The following is a 21,175-nucleotide window of genomic DNA, read 5'->3' as shown; positions in this document are numbered from 1 at the left end:
GCCGTCGTTTTCCGATGTGGCCGATGGCCTCGAGGCTCAGACTCTTTCGAAAATTCCTGCAGCGCCCTGCCCCATGCCCACGCACATCGTGACCATGCCGTATTTCAGATTCTTGCGCCGTAGCGCATGAACGACTGTCGCCGAACGGATAGCGCCCGTCGCGCCCAGCGGATGACCGAGCGCGATCGCGCCGCCCATCGGATTCACCTTGCTCGGGTCGAGTCCGAGCGTGTTGATGACCGCCAGCGATTGCGCCGCGAAGGCTTCGTTCAGCTCGAACCAGTCGATGTCTTCGTGCTTCAGTCCGGCATATCGCAATGCAGCTGGGATCGCCTCGATCGGTCCGATGCCCATGATGTGCGGTGGCACGCCCTTGCTGGCGAAGCTGACGAAGCGCGCGAGCGGCGTCAGGTCATATTGCTTGCAGGCTTTTTCGCTGGCGAGGATGAGCGCGCCGGCGCCGTCGGAGGTCTGTGAGCTGTTGCCGGCCGTGACCGTGCCGCGGGCGGCGAACACGGTGCGCAGCTTGGCCAGGCCTTCGATCGACGTGTCAGGGCGCGCGCCTTCGTCGAGGCTGACGATGCGGCTCTTCGCGATCGACTTGCCGGTTTCCAGATCGGGCGCACGGTCGGTCACTTCGATCGGCGTGATCTCGTCGGCGAACTCCTCGGCCTTCTGCGCGGCCAGTGCCTTCTGGTGCGATGCGAGCGCGAACGCATCCTGCGCGTCGCGGCTCACCTTCCATTGCTGCGCGACCTTCTCTGCCGTCAGGCCCATGCCGTAGGCGATGCCGACGTCGCCCTCGCGTTCGAAGATCGATGGCGACAGCGACGGTGCGTTGCCCATCATCGGCACCATGCTCATGCTCTCGACGCCGGCCGCGATCATCACGTCGGCCTCGCCCACGCGAATGCGGTCGGCCGCCATCTGCACCGCAGAGAGGCCCGACGCGCAAAAACGATTCACCGTGATGCCGCCGATGCTGTTCGGCAACCCTGCCAATACCGCGCCGATGCGCGCGATGTTCAAGCCTTGCTGCGACTCCGGAATGGCACAACCGCAGATGATGTCTTCGATGGCCTTAGGGTCGAGCCGCGGCACCTGCGCGAGTGCGGCGCGCAAGGTGGTCGCGAGCAGGTCGTCGGGGCGGTAGTTGCGGAAGAAACCACGGTGCGATTTGCCGATGGGCGTGCGCGTGGCGGAGACGATGTAGGCGTCCTGGAGTTGTTTCATGGCGTTGATTCCTTTGTATGGGTCCCCTCTCCCGCAAGCGGGAGAGGCATCAGATTTGTTCCCTCTCCCGCTTGCGGGAGAGGGGATTCGACAAGGACGTGCGCGCGGTCATGCTCTCTTGCTCAGTTCCGCACCGGCTTCCCGGTGCTCAGCATCCCCATGATCCGTTCCTGCGTCTTCGGATGGACGATCAGCGAGCAGAAGGCCTTGCGTTCCAGCGTCATCAGATACGCCTCGGTCACCAGTGAGCCGGCATCGATGTCGCCGCCCGTGACCACGCCGGCGATCAGGCTGGCGATATGGAAGTCGTGCGCGCTGATGAACCCGCCGTCGCGCATGTTGACCAGCTGCCCCTTGATCGTCGCAGCGCCGCTTCGGCCGGCCACGCGGAATGTGCGGCGCAACGGCGCGCGGTAGCCGGCATCGGCCATCGCCTTCGTCTGCTGCAGCGCGACGTAGAGAAGCTCGTCCTTGTTCGGCACGATCACGTCGCTGTCGAGCAGGTAGCCGAGCTTCTTCGAATCGAGCGCGCCGGTGCCGACCTTGGCCATCGCGGCGGCCGTGAAGCCTTCGGTCAGGAACGGCAGCAGGTCGCTGCCAGTCGATGCTTCGGCGTTCTCGGCCGCACGGCGCGCGATGTACGTCAGGCCACCGGCACCGGGGATGAGGCCTACGCCGACCTCGACCAGGCCGATGTAGCTTTCCATCGCGACGACACGCTTTGCCGAATACACCGCCAGCTCGCAACCGCCGCCCAGAGCCAGGCCGCGAACGGCCGAGACCACCGGCACGCTCGCATAGCGGATCTTCAGCATGACGTTTTGCAACTCGGCCTCTGCCCCTTCGACCGCGCCGATGCCGGCGACCACGAAGGCCGGCAGCATCGCCTGCAGATCGGCGCCGACCGAGAACATCTCGTCGGGCGACCAGATCACCAGGCCCTTGTATTCGGCTTCGGCCAGCTCGACCGCAGCGCCCAGCGCCTCGGCCACGTCGGGGCTGATCGCATGCATCTTCGAATGAATGCTGGCGATGAGCACGTCGCCATCGAGCGTCCACACGCGGACATCGCCTTCGTCGCTGATCGTGGTGCCGGCCTGGTTGGCGTCCACCGCGTTCGAACCCAGCACACTCTCGGGGAACAGCTGGCGCGCATGCACCGGCAGCTTGCGTTGCGGCACGAACTGACCTTGCGACGCGCTCCACGAACCTTCGGGTGTGTGCACGCCGCCGGCCTTGGCAACGGCACCTTCGAACACCCACTTCGGCAGCGCCACCGTGCTCAGCGCCTTGCCGGCATCGATGTCTTCCTGAATCCACTTGGCGACTTGCAGCCATCCCGCCTCTTGCCACAGCTCGAACGGACCCTGCTTCATGCCGAAGCCCCATCGCATCGCGAAGTCGACATCGCGCGCGCTCTCGGCGATGGTCGCCAGATGCACCGCGGCGTAGTGAAAGCTGTCGCGCAGGATCGCCCACAGGAACTGGCCTTGCGGGCCCTCGCTTTCGCGCAGCAGCTTCAGCCGCTCTGCTGGCGGGCGTTTCAACATGCGGCCGTAGACCTCGTCCGCCTTCTCGCCGGAAGGCACGTAACCACCCTGGCCTTCATTGGCCTTCAGGTCGAAGCGCAGGATGTCGCGACCGACTTTCTTGAAGAAACCCGCTTTGGTCTTTTGCCCCAGGTTGCCCAAATCCAGCAACTTGGCGAGCACCGGCGGCGTCGTGAAGTTGGCATAGAACGGATCGCTCTCGGCGTTCAGGTTGTCCTGCAAGGTCTTGACCACGTGCGCCAACGTGTCGAGGCCCACCACGTCGGCCGTGCGGAAGGTACCTGAGCTCGCGCGGCCCAACTTCTTGCCCGTCAGGTCGTCGACGATGTCCGGCGTGAGGCCGAACTTCTCGACTTCCTTCAACGTCGCCAGCATCCCGGCGATGCCAACGCGATTCGCGATGAAGTTGGGCGTGTCGTGCGCCCGCACCACGCCCTTGCCGAGCGTACTGGTGACGAAAGTTTCAAGCTGATCGAGCACCACGGGCTGCGTGGTCGGCGTGTTGATCAGCTCGACCAGGAACATGTAGCGCGGCGGGTTGAAGAAGTGAATCCCGCAGAAGCGTGGCTTCAATTGTTCGGGCAACGCCTCGCTCAACTTGGTGATCGAGAGGCCCGAGGTGTTCGACGCCAGGATCGCGTGCTTGGCGACGTGCGGCGCGATCTTCTTGTACAGGTCGAGCTTCCAGTCCATGCGCTCGGCGATCGCTTCGATCACCAGGTCGCATTCGCCAAGCTTGGCCAGGTCGTCTTCGTAGTTGGCGATTTCGATCAACGCCGCATCGGCCACGTCGCCAAGCGGGGCCGGCTTGAGCTTCTTCAGGTTGTCGATGGCGCGCGTGACGATGCCGTTCTTAGACCCTTCTTTCGCGGCGAGGTCGAACAGCACGACCGGCACGCGCACGTTGACGAGGTGCGCCGCGATCTGCGCGCCCATGACGCCGGCACCGAGCACGGCGACTTTTTTTACATTGAATGTGGACATGATTTGTTCGGCGTGGGTCACTGGGCTCTCACCCATGTTTGCGTGCGCCAGAAGGGGCCGAGGTAGCCGCGCACTTCCAGCTTCCTGCCGCCATCGATCGGCGTGAAGGCAGCGCGGTATTCCTTGCCGTTTTCAGGGTCGAGGATCTTGCCGCCTTCCCAGACGTCCTTGCCTTCGACCTTCTTGCCGCCGCGGATGATGTCGAGCCCGACGATGGGCTTGCCCTTGCGCTCATCGGTGCATTCGTCGCACACCGAATCGGCGGCCGCGTCCTTCTTGAGCGTCTTCTCGATGCGGCCGTCGAGTGCGCCTCGCGTCTCGACGATGCGGATCTCGGCGTGGACTTCGCCGGTCTTGTCGTCGACGTTGCGCCAGAGGCCGACAGGTGAGCTTTGTGCCAGCGCGGCGCTGGCGCCAGCGAGCAGCGCAAGGGTGACGAGCGCGGTCTTCATGCCAGCGCCGCGTCCGTGTCCATCAGCACCTTGCTGCCGGCCCGCGCGGTGCGCATCAGCGTCGCGGTCTCGGGGAACAGCTTCGCGAAGTAGAAGCGCGCCGTCTGCAGCTTGGCGACATAGAACGGGTCGGTGTTGCCAGCGGCGATCTCGCGCAACGCGACCTGCGCCATGCGCGCGAACAGATAACCAAACACGAAGTGACCGGCCACGCGCAAGTAGTCGACCGCAGCCGCACCCACTTCGTCGGGGTTCTGGAATCCCTTGAAGCCGATCTCCGTCGTGAACTTGGTGAGTTGATCTCCCAGCACCGCAACCGGGGTGATGAACTCGCTCATCTTCTCGTTCACGCCTTCTTCGGCTACCAGCGCACCGACCAGCTTGCCGAACTTCTTGAGCGATGCGCCGTTGTTGCCAAGGATCTTGCGGCCCAGCAGATCCAGCGACTGGATCGTGTTGGTGCCTTCATAGATCATGTTGATGCGGTTGTCGCGCGTGAACTGCTCCATGCCCCACTCCGTGATGAAGCCATGGCCACCAAACACCTGCATGCACGCGTGGGTCGCGATGTGGCCGTTGTCGGTGATGAAGGCCTTGACGATGGGCGTGAGCAACGCGACCAGTTCGCCCGAGTCCTTGCGCACCTTCTCATCCGGATGGTCGTGTTCCTTGTCGAGCAGCAGGGTGCAGAAGATCTGCAGCGCGCGACCGCCTTCTGCGTAGGCCTTGGCGGTCAGAAGCATCTTGCGCACGTCGGGGTGCACGATGATCGGGTCGGCTTCCTTGTCCTTTGCCTTCGGGCCGGTCAGCGAGCGCATCTGGACGCGGTCCTTGGCATAGGCCAAAGCGTTCTGATATGCCACTTCGGTCAGGCCGAGCGACTGATTGCCGACGCCGAGCCGCGCCGCGTTCATCATCACGAACATGGCAGCGAGCCCCTTGTGCGGCTGCCCCACCAGCGAGCCGATGGCGCCGTCGATCACGATCTGCGCGGTCGCGTTGCCATGAATTCCCATCTTGTGTTCGAGCCCGCCGCAATAGATCGGGTTGCGCTCGCCGAGAGAACCGTCGGCGTTGACGTGGTACTTGGGCACCGCGAACAGGCTGATGCCCTTGCTGCCCTTCGGCGCATCCGGCAGTCGCGCGAGCACCAGGTGAATGATGTTGGGCGCCATGTCGTGCTCGCCGGCGGAGATGAAGATCTTGTTGCCGGTGAGCTTGTAGGTGCCATCCACCTGCGGCTCGGCCCTGGTGCGCAGCATGCCGAGGTCGGTGCCGCACTGCGGTTCGGTCAGGCACATGGTGCCGGTCCACTCGCCGCTGGTGAGCTTGGGCAGGTAGGTCTTCTTTTGCTCTTCGGTGCCGTGCGCGACCAATGCCTCGTACGCGCCGTGCGAGAGGCCCGGGTACATCGTCCACGCCTGGTTGGCGCTGTTCATCATTTCGAAAGTGCACTGGCTCACCACGAAAGGCAGACCCTGACCGCCGAATGCCGGGTCGCACGACAGCGCCGGCCAGCCGCCTTCGACGTACTTGGCGTACGCCTCCTTGAAGCCCTTGGGCGTGGTCACTTCATGCGTCGTCCGGTCGAGCACGCAACCCTCCTGGTCGCCGGTGATATTGAGCGGGAAGATGACTTCGGACGCGAACTTGCCGGCCTCTTCGATCACGGCGTTGATGGTGTCGGCGTCGGTGTCGGCATGGGCCGGCAAGGCCTTGAGCTCGTCGGCAACGTGAAAGACTTCATGCAGCACGAATTGCATGTCACGCAGCGGCGGGTTGTAGATCGGCATGGGGAAAATGCTCCTGGGCAGTTCGAAGAGAAGAAAAAAGAAAGCGAAAAGACGGGGCGACTCAGCGCACGCGCTTGAGCGGCGGTTTGGCGGCAGCCGGGCGCGGTGCTGCCGGCGTCGCACAGCGCTCGAGCAGGTTGTCGAAGCCGCGACGGGCCCGCTCGATCGAGCCGGGCACGCGCAGAAAGCGCGCTTCGTAGTGGAGGGCGAGGATCAGGCCGTGGATTTCGAAAGCGATCTGCCGCGCATCGGCGTCGGCTGCCAGGTGCGCTTCGTCCTGTGACTGCACGATGGCGCGCAGCACCGCGGCCTGCCAGATGCTGACCGACTCGACCAGCGCATCGCGCACGGGGCCGGGGCGGTCGTCGAACTCGGTCGCGCCGCTGATGTAGATGCAGCCGGAGTCGATTTCTTCCGACGTGCGCTTCATCCAGTTGTCGAACATGGCACGCAGCCGCGGCAGCCCGCGGGCAACGGAAAGCGCGGCGTAGAACACTTCCTGCTCGAAACGCGCGTGGTACTCGCGCACCACCGAAATCTGCAGTTCCTCACGCGAGCCGAAATGGGCGAACACGCCCGACTTGCTCATCTTCGTGATCTCGGCCACGGCGCCGATCGACAGGCCTTCCAGGCCGATCTGCTGCGCCAGGTTGAGCGCGGCGTCGACGATCACGGCCTTGGTCTGCTGCCCCTTCTGGGCCGCGCGGGCGTTTTTGGCGGGAACGGCATCGAGGGACATGGGTGGTGCAAAATAAAACGAACGGTCGTTCTATTTTGCACGCATTGACTCCACGCCGACCAAAGTCCGACGGTCACGAAAGGTTAATCAGAAGCCTGTGCGGGGACGCTCAGTCGAGCGTCATTCGTACTTCTGTCCGTTCCGAATCAGCTCCGGCGTGCCGATAACTTCGTTCAGCCCGTCGAAATCCAGCATGCGATCGCGCCACGGCTGCGTGGTGCGATGGGCCTGCAGGCTGCCGTAGTAGCCCTGCAGCGTATGCACGACGGCGCGCGCGGTGCCGCCCGGAAAGATCGCGATACGAAAGCCGTGCGCCTGCAATGCATCGGCGTCGTGAATCGGCGTCTTGCCGCCTTCGACCATGTTCGCCAGCAGCGGCACGCGATGCGCGAAGCGGCTGCAGGCCGCGTCCATCTGCTCGGGCGAGCGCAGCGCCTCGATGAACAGCGCGTCCACGCCGGTCGCCAGATAGGCCTCGGCGCGGTCGAGCGCCGCGTCTAATCCTTCGACGGCCGCAGCATCGGTGCGCGCGAGGATCAGCGTGTCTGCGGAAGTGCGCGCGTCGAGTGCCGCCTGCAGCTTGCCGACCATCTCGCGCACCGGCACCACGGTCTTGCCGTCGAGGTGGCCGCAGCGCTTGGGAAAGGTCTGGTCTTCGATCTGGACCATCGCGGCGCCCGCGCGCTCGAAGCCGCGCACCGTGCGCTGGGTGTTGAGCGCGTTGCCGAAGCCGGTGTCGGCATCGACGATGACCGGCAAACGCACCCGCTCGGTGATGCGCGAGAGCGTGTCCTCGACTTCAGTGAAAGTGGTGAGGCCGATGTCGGAGCGCCCGAGCCGCGTGTAGGCGATCGAGGCGCCCGAAAGATACAGCGCCTCGAAGCCTGCCTGCTCCGCCACCAGCGCGCTGAGGGCGTCGTAGACGCCGGGCGCGAGCACGATGTCGTTGCGCGCCAGCCGGGTCTTCAATGTTTCATTCGCCATTCGATTCCTTCGGGTTGCCGATGAGCTTGGCCGCCGTGGTTGCAGTCGCTGCAGTCGCTGCGGCAAGGTAGCCACCCGCCACCGCGCTCAGCAAGCCGTTGCCGGAGAGATAGCCCCACACCGCATTGCCCGACACACCGCCCGCTGCCCCCCCGGCGGCCAGCAGGTTGGGCAGCACGCTGCCGTCTTGCCGCAGCACGCGCATGTCGGGTGCGACATCGAGCCCGCCCTGCGTATGGAACAGCGCACCCGTGACCTTCACCGCGAAGTACGGCGCCACGAGCGCGCGCGAAAAGCTGCGGCCATCGGGCTGCGCTGACGCGTGCCCCCTGTCCATGCCCATGCCCATGCCCATGCCCATGCCCATGACATCAAGCGTGGCTTGCAAAACGACCTCGTCGCAACCGATGCACGCGGCCAGTTGCGCCACGGATTCGCAGCGGCGCAACGCACCCGCTGCCTCCGCTTCGCAGAAGTCCGGAAAGCCCCGCGCCAGCGCGAGCAGCGGCGCGTCGAACACGTTCCAGGCGATGCCATCCGGCTGCGCCAGCACCTGCACCGCGGCCTCGGAGTAGCCCCGCGTTTCGTCGTGAAAGCGCCGGCCTTCGCGGTTCACCTGGATGCCGCCTTCCATCATCACGGCCCAGGTCATCAGCGCGCCTTGCGGCGTCACCCAGGAGCCGTGACCCTGGTAGCCGCCGAGGTCACGCGACCGGGCACCCAACGCTTCGCCCCAAAGAACGGCGCTGCCGTCGTTGCCGGCATGACCACCGAAGGTCGCATCCGCCATCTCGGGCAGCAGCATGCGCACCATCTCCGCATTGCCGCCAAAGCCGTTGCAGGCCAGCAGCAGCACATCGCACGCCAGTCGTTCTTCACGGCCATCGGGGCGCCGGTAGCCGACGCCGATGACGCGGTCTTCCTCATCGAGCCACAGCGTGTCGACCAGCGCCTGCGTCAGCACCGGAATGCCCGCCGCTTCCACCGCGGCCTGCAACCGCGCCATCAACGCCGCGCCGGTCTTCTGCGGCAGCGCGTGCATGCGGTGCCGGCTGTGGCCCGGATAGAGAAAGCCATCGAGCACGATCCAGTCGAATCCGTGCCGCTCTTGCAGCGCGTCGAGCGCGGGGCCGATCGCTTGCGCGTACGCCTGCACCAGCGCAGGGGCCGCATCGCCATGCGCCTTGGCCTGGATGTCGGCGGCAAAGCGATCGGCGCTGTCGTCGACGATGCTTTGCGCCCGTTGCGCGCGCGTGTCCGGCGCGGGGATGAAGCCCGACGACAGCGCGGTCGAGCCGCTCGGCACTGCGTCGCGTTCGAGTACCACGCAGTCGATGCCGGCGTCGTGCAGCATCAGCGCCGCGGTGAGGCCGCAAGCGCCGGCGCCGACGATGGCGACCGAGGTTTGCACCTCTGCATCGATTCGGTTGGCGCGGCGTATCTCGCGCTTCAAGGCAAAGGTCGATTCCGTCGCGGTCATGCCAACGCGCCCACGAAGCCCGCGCAGTCAGTGACCTCCGCCACGTTGCGCATGTCGGCCAGCGATATTTGATGTCGCTCGTCGCCGAAAGCGGCGCAGCCATCGCCCAGCACCAGGGTGCGGTAGTCGCGCATGTGAGCGTCGCGCACCGTGCTGGCCACGCCGCCGTTGGTGACGATGCCGCAGACCGCCACCGTGTCGATGCCGGCGCGCCGCAGCACCCAGTCGAGCTGCGTGTTGAAGAAGGCCGAGTAGGCGACCTTGCTCACGGTCACATCGATCAGCCCGCCCAACGCATCGACGTTGGCCTGGCCCCAGCTGCCGGGCGCGAAGTCGCCCTGCTTCAGGTACGGGCGCAGCGCCATCAGGTGCGGCGAGATCATCGGCGCACCCGAAGCATCGGGCCACAGCGTGAACTGGCTGGCGACGACGAGCCCTCCCGCAGCCTTCAGCGCGCGTGCGACTGCAGCGACCCGCTCGGGCAAAAGCAACGCCGGCGGGTTGGTGTCGCCGCCGCGTGCGTAGGCGCCCTTTGCATCGAGGAAGTCGTTCTGCAGGTCGATGATGACCAGCGCGGTCTGCGATGGGACGACCGCCTCAATGCCTTTAGCGTCCCCGCTCATGACAGCCGCACCAGCAGGTTGCCGAAGGCATCGACCTCGGCGTGAAAACCGGGCTCGAGCCACACGGTGGTGTCGGCCTGCTCCAGGATCGCCGGCCCGTCGATGCGCGCGCCGACCGGCAAGTCCAGCCGTGCGTAGCGCGTCGCGTCGTGCCATCGGCTCTGATGAAACACGCGCTGCGTTCCGAGCGGCGCGGTGCTGCCCGTGCCTTCCGGCGCCAGCACCGCCAGGTCGAACTTGGGCCGCACGCCGATGCGCGCGTAGCGCAGGTTCATGACGCGGATCGGGATGCCATTGAGCACGCGACCGAAGGCGACGGCGTACGCAGCCTCGAAGGCGCTGCGAATCGACTCGCGCGTCAACGTCGCCCCGCTGCCCTCGGGCAAGGTCACGGGCAAGGTGTGGGTCTGTCCCGCATAGAGCATGTCGAGCGCCACCACCTCGCGCACTGCATCGAAGCGGACGCCCGATGAGTCGAGCCGGGCCTGGCACGATGCCGCGAGCGTCGCGACACGCTGCCGCAGATCGGCGACATCGACATCGGCGAGCGGCCGGTTGATGGTCTGCACCGCGTCGTGCCGCATGTCGGCGATCACGCAACCCAATGCCGAGGTGACGCCGGGATAGCGCGGCACGATGCCGGTCGAGACACCGACCTCGCGCATCATGGCGCACACATGCAGCGCGCCGCCGCCGCCGAACGGCATGTAGGCGAACTTGCGCGGATCGTGGCCGCGCTCGATAGACACCAGCCGGATCGCGCCGGCCATGCGTGCATTGGCCACCGTGAGGATGGCTTCCGCCGCCGCGTACACATCGAGCCCGAGCGGCTGTGCCACATGCAGCTCGATCGCTTCGCGCGACTTCTCTGCATCGAGCGCTGCCAGCAAGCCACCACCGAGTGGACGATCGGCAGCGATGCGACCGAGCAGCACGTTGGCATCGGTGACGGTCGGGCGCATGTTGCCGCGGCCATAGCACGCCGGGCCGGGCACGCTGCCCGCAGATTCGGGACCGACCTGCAGCATGCCGCTGGCATCGACCGAGGCGATCGAACCACCACCCGCACCGATGGTTTCGATCTGGATCATCGGCGAGCGGATCACCATGCCGAACTCGATGGCGGTCTGCGCGGCCAGCGCCGCTTCGCCGTTGGCGACCAGCGAAACGTCGAACGAGGTGCCGCCCATGTCGCCGGTGATGGCGTCGGGGAAGCCGGCTGCGCGCGCGATGGCGGCGCATGCGATGACGCCCGCGGCCGGGCCGGAGAGCGCGGTGCGCACCGGCAGGTCGCTCGCGGTCTGGCGCGACATGACGCCGCCGTTGCTTTGCACCACCAGCAGTTCGCCGTCGAAGCCTTGTGCGCGCAGGTCCGACTCCAGTCGCGCGAGGTAGCTACCGACAACGGGCTGCAGCGCGGCATTGAGCGTGGCGGTCGAGCAGCGCTCGAACTCACGGATCTCGGGCAACACTTCGTGCGCCGATGTGACGTGCGCGTTGGGCCATAGTTCGCGCACGGCGGCCACCGCCTATTGCTCGTTCACCGGGTTGGCGTAGGTGTTGATGAAGAAGACACAGACCGCTTCGCAACCGGCTTCGAGCAGCGCACGGGTCTGCTGGCGCACCTGCGCCAGATCGACCGGCGTGTGCAGCGTGCCGTCGGCCAGCACGCGCTCGTCGACCTCCAGCCGCAGGTCGCGCGGGACCACCGGCAGGAAGGCGCCGCGCAGTCCCCAGGTTTGCGGCCGGTCGCGGCGGCGCATCTCCAGCACGTCGCGGAAACCGCGCGTCGTGATGATGCCGGTGCGCGCCACCTTGCGCTCCAGCAACGCGTTGGTGCCGACGGTCGTGCCGTGCACGATGGTGGCGATGGCCGCGGCCGAATCGGCCACGCGCGCCACGCCGTTCATGAAGCCGCGCGCTTCTTCGCCGCGGGTCGACGGCACCTTGACGATGCGCGCCGTGCCCTTCGCTTCGTCGAGCACGAAGAGGTCGGTGAAGGTGCCGCCGACATCGACGCCTACCACGAGTCCGGACGCCAGACCGTGCGCTGAGCCGGACGTGCTCTCTTTAATGATTTCCGTCATTTCACGTAGCCCATTGCGTGGTCGTTCTTCTGCGCTTCTTCACTGCGTTCGGCGAATGAACCCCAGCCACCGCCGCCCGGTGTCTCGAGCCGCACGCGCTCGCCCTGCGCCAGCCGGATGCCATGCATCTTCGACACCATCGGCGGCGTTTGCCATTGGCCATCGTTCTCGTAGCGGAACACGTTGAGCGCGCCGCTGCCGCCGCCTGCGATGCCCTTGGGCGGCGAGCTGCCGCGCTCGCCGAACAGATAGACCTCGGCATCTTTTTCGAGCAGTTCGATCTCGTAGACCGCGCCGAGCCCGCCGCGGTATTGGCCCTCGCCGCCCGAATCGGGTCGCAGCGACCATTCGGTGAAACGCACCGGGTACGCCGCCTCGAGGATTTCGAGCGGCGGGATGGTGGCGGTGGAGATCGGCGCGTTGGCGTGCGATAGCCCATCGCCTGCCGAGTGGCCACCATGGCCGCCGCCGAAGAAGCTGAACAGCACCCAGCGCTGACCCTTGCGCGCTGCATCGGTGCGATGCCCGGCGATCGACAGCGCGTTGATGGTGCCGTAGGCATGCGCCACCGCACGCTGCGGATCGGCCTGTGCGGCGGCGCTGAAGATCACGTCGATCATGCGCAGGATGGTCTCGGTGTAGCCGCCGACCGGACGCGGCCGCTCGCAGGTGATCACCAGCTTGTCGGGCATGACGAAGTCGACCGCGTCGAGCACGCCGGCGTTGGCCGGCACGTCCGGGAACAGGTGCTTGAGCGCGACGTAGCAGGCCGCCACCGACGTAGCGCGCGAAATGTTGACCGGCCCCGCGCACTGTGGCGAGGTGCGCGAGAAGTCGAGCGTGAGCCGGTCGCCCGCCACCGTCATGTCGAGCGCGATGGTCAGCGGCTCGTTCACGATGCCGTCGTTGTCGAGCAGGTCCTCGAAGCTGTAGCGGCCGTCGGGCAACGAAGCGATGTGCGAGCGCATCAGCTTGAGCGCCCGGCTGCGCAGCTCGCCCATGGCTTGCAGCACGGTGGCGTCGCCGTATTCGTCGAGCAGGCCGTCGAGGCGACGCGTGCCGAGCTGCAGCGCGGCGAGCTGGCCGTTCAGGTCGCCCCAGAGGCTGTCGGGCAGGCGCGTGTTCGCGCGCAGGATGGCGAGCACGTCGGGGTCGAGCACGCCGTTACGCACGATGCGCACCGGCGGGATCTGCACCGCCTCCTGCCAGCATTCGGTGGCGGCCGGGTTGTAGTTGCCGGGCACCGCGCCGCCGACGTCGTGCCAGTGCGCGGCCGAGGCCATGTAGCAGTACAGCTTGCCGCTGCGGAAGAACGGCTTCACCAGCTTGAAGTCGTTGGCGTGCGTGCCGCCGTCGTACGGATCGTTGCTGATCCAGATGTCGCCGTCCTGCATGCCGCCACGCGGCTCGGCGGCGCTGGCGGTGGCGCGCACCGCGAAAGCCATCGCGCCGACGAACACCGGCAGGCCCGACTTGCCCTGCACCAGCGTGTCGCCGGTGGTCGCATCGTAGAGGCCGTGGCAGGCGTCGTGGGCCTCCGCGATGATCGGATTGAAGGTGCTGCGATAGAGCGTCGCGTCCATCTCGTCGGCCACCTGTTCAAGGCGGCCGCGCAGCACGGCGAGCGTGACGGGGTCGAGCACGGCAGGCGCCGCAAGGGTTGTGTTGTCAGGCATCGAGAGGTTCCTTGCCAGCACGCTGGCGTAACTGATTCATCAAGCCGCCGGCTCTCACCATGTCGACCAGAAAGCCGGGGATGGCTTCGCAGGCGAGGCGTGTGCCGTCGGGGTCGATCACGGCGGGCGCGGTCAGGTCGAGGGAGATGCGATCGTCATCCTTCAACGTCTCGGCTTCGGCGCAGGTCAGCAGCAACAGTCCCACGTTGAACGCATTGCGAAAGTACAAGCCGCTGTAAGAAGGCGCGATCACCGCGGCCACGCCCAAATGCACCAGCGCCGCGGCGGCTTGTTCGCGCGAAGAGCCGATGCCGAAGTTGGGTCCGGCCACGATCACGTCGCCGGGCCGCACTTCGCGTGCGAACTCGGGGCGCACGGTTTCGAGGCAGTAGGTCGCGATGATGTCGATGCCGTGCTTCATCGCATGGCCCGGTGCGAGCAGGTCGGTATCGATGTCGGCGCCGAGGCGCCAGACCTTGTGCAGCGATGGCGGTGTCTGCGGTGTCTGCAGCGCTTGCAACGTCATGCCAGCACCTCGCGCGGGTCGGTGACTCGGCCACGCAAGGCCGCAGCGGCCACTGTGTAGGGCGAACCCAGGTAGACCCGTGCACTCGGCGAGCCCATGCGCCCCTTGAAGTTGCGGGCGGTGGTCGACATCACCGTGATGTCGTCGCCCATCGGATCGCCGTAGCCGGCGCAGGCGCCGCACGCGGTCGGGAACAGTTCGGCGCCAGCGTCCATCAAGGCTTGCAGCACGCCTTCGTCGCGCGCCAGTTCCTGGTCGCGAAGACTGGCGGGCGCCACGATCAGCCGAACGCCCGTGGCCACCTTGTGGCCGCGCAATATCTCGGCTGCGGCACGCAGGTCTTCCAGCTTGGCGCCAGTGCAGGCGCCGATGTAGGCGACGTCGATCGGCGTGTCCGCGTAGTGGCTCACGCCCAGCGAGTTGGCCGGGCTGTGCGGCGCGGCGACATGCGGCTCGAGCGTCGCGGCATCGAAGCGGTGCTGTGTGAGTTCCGCGTCTGCGTCGGTGAACCACGGCGTCGGGTCGACCGGTGGCGCGCCGGCGTCTGCAAGGAACGCGGTGGTGGTCGCGTCGGGCGCGATCAGGCCGGCTTGCGCACCGAGCTCGGCACTCATGTTGGAAAGCGTCATCCGTTCCTGCATCGACAACGCCGCGACCGCCGGCCCGGCGAACTCGACCGCCTGGTAGCGGCCGCCGTTCATGCCGAAGCGGCCGAGCATGTGCAGCATCATGTCCTTGGCGGTCACGCCGCGCGGCAGCGTGTGGTCCCACCACATGCGGATGGTCTCGGGCACGCGCAGCCAGATCTCGCCCATGACCACCACGCCCAACATCTCCGTGCTGCCGACACCGAACATGTAGGCGCCGAAAGCGCCGCCCGTCGGCGAGTGCGAATCGCCGCCGACGCACAGCATGCCGGGGCGGATGTGGCCGTGCTGCGGCACCACGACGTGGCAGATGCCCATGCTGTCGTAGACGTGCGGCAGGTCTTGCTCACGCGCCCAGTCGCGCGCGATGCGCACGATGCGGCGCGCGTCGTCGTCGCGCTCGGGCACGTAGTGGTCCATCACCAATACGACGCGCGACTTGTCCCAGATCTGCGCGCCCAGTTCTTCCAGCATCGGCTGCAACCTGCGCGGACCTGAGGAGTCGTGGAACATCGCCATGTCGACCTTGCAGGTGACGATCTCACCGACCGCCACGCGCTCGCGACCGCAGGCGTGTGCGATCAGTTTCTGGGCCAGCGTCTGGCCGGCCGCCGTACTGGTGGCGGTGGCGGCGGCAGTGGGTGCAATGCTCGTCATTCGGGCTTGGCTCCGGAGAACTTCACAACCTTGGCCCAGCGCGCGATCTCGCTGTCGACGAAGGCCGAGAACTGCGCGGGCGAATTGCCGACGGCCGTCGCACCTTCGGCGTCGAGGCGCTTGCGCATCTCGGGCTGGACGATGGCCTTGCGCGCCGCGTCGCTGAGACGGCCGGCCAACTCGGGCGGCATGCGGCCGGGGCCGAACAGGCCGAACCAGGCACTCGACTCGTAACCCGGCAGCACCTCGGCAATCGCGGGAACTTCGGGAAACTCGGGCAACCGCTTGGCGCTGGTGACACCCAGCGCCTTCAGCTTGCCGGCCTTGATGTGCGCCTGCACGTTGCCGATGGCAGCGAACATCAGCTGCACCTGGCCGGCCAGCACGTCCTGCACGGCCGGTGCGGTGCCGCGGTAAGGGATGTTCACGATGAACACACCCGACTGCATCTTGAAAGCCTCGCCCGCCATGTGCAGCGACGAGCCCAGCGCACCGATCGCGAAGTTGAGCTGGCCGGGTTTGGCCTTGGCCAGCGCGATCAGCTCGCGCACATCTTTGGCCGGCACTGACGGATGCGCGACCAGGATCGACGGCGAAGTCGCGACGCAGGTGAGCGGCGTGAAGTCCTTGACCGGGTCGAACGGCAGGCTCGGATAGAGCGTCGCGTTGATCGCGTGGCTGGTGAAGCTCATCAGCAGCGTGTTGCCATCGGGCGGCGACTTGGCCACCGCGTCGGCCGCGATGTTGCCGCCGGCCCCCGGCTTGTTCTCGACCACCACCACGCGGCCCAGCAGCGGTCCCATGCTGACGGCCAGCGAGCGCGCGAGCGTGTCGGTCGAGCCGCCTGCGGGGGCGCCGACGAGAATGCGAATGGGCGCACCACTGATCTGGGCGCGGGCCGTGCCGGCAGCCACCACGGCAGCAGCCAAGAGAAGGTCACGACGTTTCATGGGGCTGTCTCTTTCTTAAAGGCCCAGATAGGCCCGACGCAGTTCGTCGCTGCCGAGCAGCTCTTGCGGCAGCCCAGAGAAGCGCACGCTGCCGTTCTCCAGCACATAGGCGCGGTCGGCGATCTCCAGCGACTGACCCACGTTCTGCTCGACCAGCAGCACGGCCAGCCCTTCGTCGCGCAGACGGCGGATCAGCGCGAACATCTCTTCGACCAGCAAGGGCGACAGGCCGAGCGAGGGTTCGTCGAGGATCAGCAGCACCGGCTCGGCCATGAGGCCGCGGCCGATCGCCAGCATCTGCTGCTCGCCGCCGCTCATGGTGCCGGCGTGTTGCTTGATGCGTTCCTTCAACCGCGGAAAGATGCCGAACACCTTCTCGAGGTTGGCGGCGCGGCGCTCGCGGGCGCGGGTGAACGAGCCGAGTTCGAGGTTCTCCAGCACGCTGAGGTTGGGGAACACCTTGCGGCCTTCGGGCACCTGGATCAAGCCGGCCTTCACCACGTCGCGGTAGTGCGCGCCGCTCAGGTCGTGACCGTCGAAGCGCACTTGGCCGCTCCATGCCGGCACCAGGCCGCACACCACCTTGTTGAGGGTCGACTTGCCGGCACCGTTGCTGCCGAGCAGCGCGACCATCTCACCGGCGTTCACTTGCAGGTCGACGCCGCGCGCAGCACCTCGACGCGACCGTAGCCGCCGCGCAGTGCGGAGATCTCCAGCAGCGCCGTCATGTCCCTGCTCCCGTCGCTGTCGGTGCTGCTGATGCCGCTGCCGCTGCCGCTGCGGCCGCCTTGCGCAAACGCGCCGCCGTGCCATGGCCGAGGTAGGCCTCGACCACCCGATCGTCCGAAGTCACGGCCGCAGGATCGCCCTGCGCGATCAGCTGTCCCTGGGCCAGCACCCACACGTGTTCGGCCAGATGCATCACGGCCTGCATCACGTGCTCGATCATCAGCACCGTCACGCCGCTGTCGGCGATGCCGCGCACCACCGGCATCATCTCGGCGATCTCCTGCGGGTTGAGGCCGGCGAGCACTTCGTCGAGCAGCAACAGCCGGGGTCGGGTGGCCAGCGCACGCGCCAGTTCAAGCCGCTTGCGCCCGGCCACCGTGAGATCGGACGCCGGCTTGTCGAGCTGCGGCGCCAGACCGACCTGCTGCGCCACCTGTTCCGCACGACTCAGCGCCGCGCTGCGGCTGCGCTCGTGCAGATGCACACCCACGGCGATGTTCTCGCGCACGGTCTGCGCAGCGAAAGGCTTCACGATCTGGAAGGTCCGCGTCATGCCGAGCAGCGCGTTGCGGTGCGGCTCGCGGCCGGTGATGTCCTGGCCGGCGAAATGCACCGTGCCGCTGTCGGGCTTGAGAAAGCCGGACATCAGGGCGAACAGCGTGGTCTTGCCGGCACCATTCGGCCCGATCAACGCGGTGAGACTGCCTTCGCGCACCGACAGGCTGACGTTCTGCACCGCCTTCAGGCCGCCGAAGGATCGCGACAGGCCGGCGATGGCGAGCAACGGCTCAGTCATTTCGTCTCCCTTCGCCGATCTCTTTGTCGTCCGACTTACCGCCCCATCTACCGCCAGCGCTACCCGCCCACAGCTGCCGCACCGACAACCCGATGCCCGCGATGCCGCGCGGCAGGAAGATCACGATCGCCACCAGCACCACGCCGTAGATCACCATGTTGATGCCCGGCAGCTCGCCGAACAGGTTGCGCGTGAGGTCGGCCAGCACATGCAGCACCACCGCGCCGAGCACCGGCCCCCACAGCGTGCCCATGCCGCCGACGATGGCCGCGACCAGCGCTTCCACCGACGTGACCGAGCCATAGGCGATGGCCGGGTCGATGTACTGGAACACCTGCACATAGAACGCACCGGCCGCGCCCATGAACGCGCCCGAGATGCCGATGGCCGCGAGCTTGACGCGGAACGGGTTGACGCCGACCGCACGCGCCGCGTCTTCGTTGTCGCGCACCGCTTGCAGGTAGGCGCCGAAGCGGCCGTTGCGCAGCCACCAGGTCACCAGCAACGCCATGACGACGAAGCCGAGCACCAGCCACAGCGAGCCTGCGCGCGTCGCGAACTGCATGTTGGCGACGGACTCGCGCAGCGGCACCATAAGCCCGACGCCGCCACCGGTGAAAGGCACCGAGAGCGCGACGATGCGAAACACTTCCGCAAAGGCCAGCGTGACCAGAGCGAAGTAAGAGCCCTTGAGCCCGTAGCGAAAGCTCAGGCCCCCGACGAACAGCCCGACCGCCGCGCTGCCCGCCACCGCGAGCGGCAACGCGAGCCACGGGTTGATGCCGCCCTGCAGCTGGGCGATGGCCTGGATGTAGGCACCGGTTCCAAAGAACAGTGCATGACCGAAGGAGAACTGTCCGCCGAAGCCGCCGAGGATGTTCCACGCCTGCGCGATCAGCGTCGCATAGAGCGCCATCATCACGAAGTTGAGCGATGCACCGGAGCTCGTGACCAGCGGCGGGCAAGCCACCACCACCGCGAACAGCGCGATGCCGGCCAGCTGCCGAACGCCCTGCCCCTGCGAGGCGAACCGACTCACGCCTTGCTCCCGAACATGCCTTGCGGCCGGAACAGCACCACGCCGATGAAGATCGCGAAAATGCCGATCTGCCCGAGCGATTCACCCAGGTACAGACCGCCGAGCGACTCGACGATGCCCACCAGAAAGCCGCCGATCAGGGCGCCGACGAAGCTCCCCATGCCGCCGAGCACGACGATGGTGAAGGCCACCAGCACGAAGCCGCCGCCGACCTGTGGATTCACGTAATAGGCCGGCAGCAGGAAGCAGGCTGCTGCGCCGAGGCAAGCCAGGCCGATGCCGAAGCTCATCGCGTAGACATGCTCGACATCGATGCCCATGAGCTTGGCGCCCTCCTGCTCCTTGGCGACGGCGCGGATGGCACGGCCGAGGTCGGTACGGCCGATCACCCAGAACAACAACGCCGACGCCACCAGCGCCCCCGCGAAGGCCACCAGCTTGGGCACCGCGATCATCGCCGGCCCGATCGCGACCGTGCTCAACGAATAGGCCGTGTCGATGCTGCGCGTGTCCGACTTGAAGAACAGCAACGCGAGGTTCTCCAGCACGATCGAGATACCGAGCGTGGCCAGCAGGATGTTCTCGTCCTTGCCGTGCCCTGCCCGGTTGATCACGATGCGTTGCAGGCCGTAGCCGAAGACGAACATGCCCGCCATCACGATCGGCAGCGCCATGTACGGATCGACGCCCAGCCGCTCTTTCATGAAGTACACCGCGTACAGCGCCACCATCAGGCAGGCACCGTGGGCGAAGTTGATGATGTGCAAGACGCCGTAGATCAGCGTCAGGCCGAGTGCGATGAGTGCGTACACCGCACCGGTCGTCAGGCCGTTCAGCGTCGACGAAAAGAGAATCCCGGGATCGAACATGCGGCTGAAGTGAAGAACGCGATCAGGCCTTCATCGGAAACACCGGCTCGACCTCACGGTAGTCGCGCGGAATGATGACCTTGATGTCGTTCTTGACCACCTGCGTCATCAACGGCTGCGCGCCTTCGTTCTGGCCGTTGACGAATTTGGTCGGGCCGTACGGCATCACATGGTTGGAGAAGGTGCTCGATGCGAGCGCATCGATGAGCGCAGCACGATCGGTCGATTTGGCACGCTCCAGCGCATCGGCCAGCAGGCCCATCGCGGTGTAGGTCATGAAGACCTCGTAGCTGAAGAACTGCCCCTTGGCCTCGACCCGTTTGCGCAGCTCTTGCGCGCGCTTGTCCTTGGGGTTGAACCAATGATTGCAGTCGATGATGCCGTTGGCCGCTTCCGGAAATTCCTTCACGAACTTGTAGCTCGACGCCGCACCGCCCAGCACGGAGAAGATGGCCTTGGGCTGCACCTTCTGCTGCTGCATCGTGCGCACCAGCAGCGCGTATTCGTTGTAGTAGTTGGCCGGGATCACGATGTCGGGGTTGATCGACTTCATGCGCAGCACGATGTTGTTGAAGTCGCGCGTGGGGTTGGCGTGCTTCACCACTTCCTTGACGTCGAAGCCGTAGCCCGGCAGCTCGCGCGCCAGCAAGGCGGCGGTGCCGGAGCCGAACAGCGACTCCTCGTGAATGATCATCACCGTCTTGGCAGGGTTGCCGGCGGCGCGGTTGAGCACCAGCAGGTTGGCCATCGCGACCTCGGTCGACTTCTTGTAGCCGGGACCGAAGCGGAAGGTGTTCTTCAAGCCTCGCTCGACGATCTGGTCGGCCACGCCGACGTCCACCACGTGCGGCAGGTTGTACTTGGCCGCGGCCTGGGTGGTCGCCAGGCAGATGGCCGACGCGAAGGCGCCGACGATGGCCGACACACCCGCCTCGTTCATCTTCTCGACCTCGGCCGCGCCGGCCTGCGGCTGCGACTGCGCATCACCGAGCAAGGCTTCGAGCTGCGCACCGCCGAGCGATTTGATGCCGCCGGCCTTGTTGATGTCTTCGATCGCGAGTTGCGCGCCGAGCCGGCATTGCTGGCCCGAATAGGCCAGCGCACCTGTCACCGGGTGCAGCACGCCGACCTTCACCGTCTTCGGCTGCGCGCCGGCGACAAGCGGAAAGGCCACGGTGGAAGCCACGGCAGAGGCTACGGCGGCGGAATGCGAGATGAAGCGGCGACGGTTTTGCATGGTGGTTCCGGTCTAGTGAATCGGGCTAAGGATGGTCTGCACAACCCGTCGCGAGGCGAAGTTCGGACACGAGTTGATGTCGATATGAAACGATTGACGCATGCGTGCCGAGTTTTGCGCCAAT

At 66.5% G+C, this 21,175-nt stretch carries 16 protein-coding genes and 2 pseudogenes; all 18 read right to left on the bottom strand.

Annotation, left to right across the window (positions count from 1 at the left end; all coding sequences use genetic code 11):
• Positions 1 to 36: 36 nt before the first annotated feature.
• The 18 genes and pseudogenes from RCH10_RS06215 to RCH10_RS06130 all read right to left on the bottom strand — a co-directional run bounded on the left by RCH10_RS06215 (position 37) and on the right by RCH10_RS06130 (position 21,051).
• Positions 37 to 1,233: an acetyl-CoA C-acyltransferase gene (locus tag RCH10_RS06215; protein WP_409051719.1), complete on the bottom strand. Its 1,197-nt coding sequence runs from the start codon at positions 1,231 to 1,233 to the stop codon at positions 37 to 39.
• Between the two features lie 122 nt (positions 1,234 to 1,355).
• On the bottom strand, positions 1,356 to 3,767 hold the full coding sequence (locus tag RCH10_RS06210; protein ID WP_409051718.1) for a 3-hydroxyacyl-CoA dehydrogenase/enoyl-CoA hydratase family protein: 2,412 nt from the start codon (positions 3,765 to 3,767) through the stop codon (positions 1,356 to 1,358).
• Positions 3,768 to 3,784: 17 nt separating this feature from the next.
• Positions 3,785 to 4,219 (bottom strand): DUF2147 domain-containing protein, encoded by a 435-nt coding sequence (locus RCH10_RS06205; protein ID WP_323494922.1) that lies wholly within the window; start codon positions 4,217 to 4,219, stop codon positions 3,785 to 3,787.
• On the bottom strand, positions 4,216 to 6,012 hold the full coding sequence (locus RCH10_RS06200) for an acyl-CoA dehydrogenase C-terminal domain-containing protein (RefSeq protein WP_409051717.1): 1,797 nt from the start codon (positions 6,010 to 6,012) through the stop codon (positions 4,216 to 4,218). The genes RCH10_RS06205 and RCH10_RS06200 overlap by 4 nt, the downstream gene beginning before the upstream one ends.
• 61 nt (positions 6,013 to 6,073) lie before the next feature.
• Positions 6,074 to 6,751: a TetR/AcrR family transcriptional regulator gene (locus tag RCH10_RS06195; RefSeq protein WP_323494924.1), complete on the bottom strand. Its 678-nt coding sequence runs from the start codon at positions 6,749 to 6,751 to the stop codon at positions 6,074 to 6,076.
• Between the two features lie 120 nt (positions 6,752 to 6,871).
• Positions 6,872 to 7,735, bottom strand: coding sequence for an oxaloacetate decarboxylase (locus tag RCH10_RS06190; protein ID WP_187054289.1), 864 nt, complete (start codon positions 7,733 to 7,735; stop codon positions 6,872 to 6,874).
• Positions 7,725 to 9,215, bottom strand: a complete 1,491-nt coding sequence (locus RCH10_RS06185) for an FAD-dependent oxidoreductase (protein ID WP_409051716.1) — start codon at positions 9,213 to 9,215, stop codon at positions 7,725 to 7,727. The genes RCH10_RS06190 and RCH10_RS06185 overlap by 11 nt, the downstream gene beginning before the upstream one ends.
• Positions 9,212 to 9,838 (bottom strand): cysteine hydrolase family protein, encoded by a 627-nt coding sequence (locus RCH10_RS06180; protein WP_409051715.1) that lies wholly within the window; start codon positions 9,836 to 9,838, stop codon positions 9,212 to 9,214. The genes RCH10_RS06185 and RCH10_RS06180 overlap by 4 nt, the downstream gene beginning before the upstream one ends.
• Positions 9,835 to 11,925 (bottom strand): annotated as a pseudogene (locus tag RCH10_RS06175) (hydantoinase/oxoprolinase family protein). Before RCH10_RS06175 ends, RCH10_RS06180 begins: the two are co-directional and overlap by 4 nt.
• The gene (locus tag RCH10_RS06170; protein ID WP_409051714.1) at positions 11,922 to 13,601 is read right to left on the bottom strand and encodes a hydantoinase B/oxoprolinase family protein; all 1,680 of its coding nucleotides are present in this window, start codon (positions 13,599 to 13,601) and stop codon (positions 11,922 to 11,924) included. Before RCH10_RS06170 ends, RCH10_RS06175 begins: the two are co-directional and overlap by 4 nt.
• Entirely contained in the window at positions 13,594 to 14,127 is a 534-nt protein-coding gene (locus RCH10_RS06165) for a 3-isopropylmalate dehydratase (protein WP_409051713.1), read from the bottom strand. The genes RCH10_RS06170 and RCH10_RS06165 overlap by 8 nt, the downstream gene beginning before the upstream one ends.
• A complete protein-coding gene (locus RCH10_RS06160) occupies positions 14,124 to 15,431 on the bottom strand; it encodes a 3-isopropylmalate dehydratase large subunit (RefSeq protein WP_409051712.1) in 1,308 nt (435 codons plus the stop codon). Before RCH10_RS06160 ends, RCH10_RS06165 begins: the two co-directional genes overlap by 4 nt.
• Entirely contained in the window at positions 15,428 to 16,381 is a 954-nt protein-coding gene (locus RCH10_RS06155; RefSeq protein WP_409051711.1) for a tripartite tricarboxylate transporter substrate binding protein, read from the bottom strand. The genes RCH10_RS06160 and RCH10_RS06155 overlap by 4 nt, the downstream gene beginning before the upstream one ends.
• 15 nt (positions 16,382 to 16,396) lie before the next feature.
• Positions 16,397 to 17,109 (bottom strand): annotated as a pseudogene (locus RCH10_RS06150) (ABC transporter ATP-binding protein).
• On the bottom strand, positions 17,106 to 17,906 hold the full coding sequence (locus tag RCH10_RS06145) for an ABC transporter ATP-binding protein (protein WP_409051710.1): 801 nt from the start codon (positions 17,904 to 17,906) through the stop codon (positions 17,106 to 17,108). Before RCH10_RS06145 ends, RCH10_RS06150 begins: the two are co-directional and overlap by 4 nt.
• Positions 17,899 to 18,945, bottom strand: coding sequence for a branched-chain amino acid ABC transporter permease (locus RCH10_RS06140; protein ID WP_409051709.1), 1,047 nt, complete (start codon positions 18,943 to 18,945; stop codon positions 17,899 to 17,901). The genes RCH10_RS06145 and RCH10_RS06140 overlap by 8 nt, the downstream gene beginning before the upstream one ends.
• Positions 18,942 to 19,814, bottom strand: coding sequence for a branched-chain amino acid ABC transporter permease (locus RCH10_RS06135; protein ID WP_323494935.1), 873 nt, complete (start codon positions 19,812 to 19,814; stop codon positions 18,942 to 18,944). The genes RCH10_RS06140 and RCH10_RS06135 overlap by 4 nt, the downstream gene beginning before the upstream one ends.
• A gap of 22 nt (positions 19,815 to 19,836) precedes the next feature.
• Positions 19,837 to 21,051: an ABC transporter substrate-binding protein gene (locus tag RCH10_RS06130; protein ID WP_323500088.1), complete on the bottom strand. Its 1,215-nt coding sequence runs from the start codon at positions 21,049 to 21,051 to the stop codon at positions 19,837 to 19,839.
• Positions 21,052 to 21,175 lie beyond the last annotated feature (124 nt).

Source organism: Variovorax sp. GrIS 2.14 (assembly GCF_046115955.1).
Classification (GTDB): Bacteria; Pseudomonadota; Gammaproteobacteria; order Burkholderiales; family Burkholderiaceae_C; genus Variovorax.
This window is presented reverse-complemented; position numbering and strand designations above follow the sequence as displayed.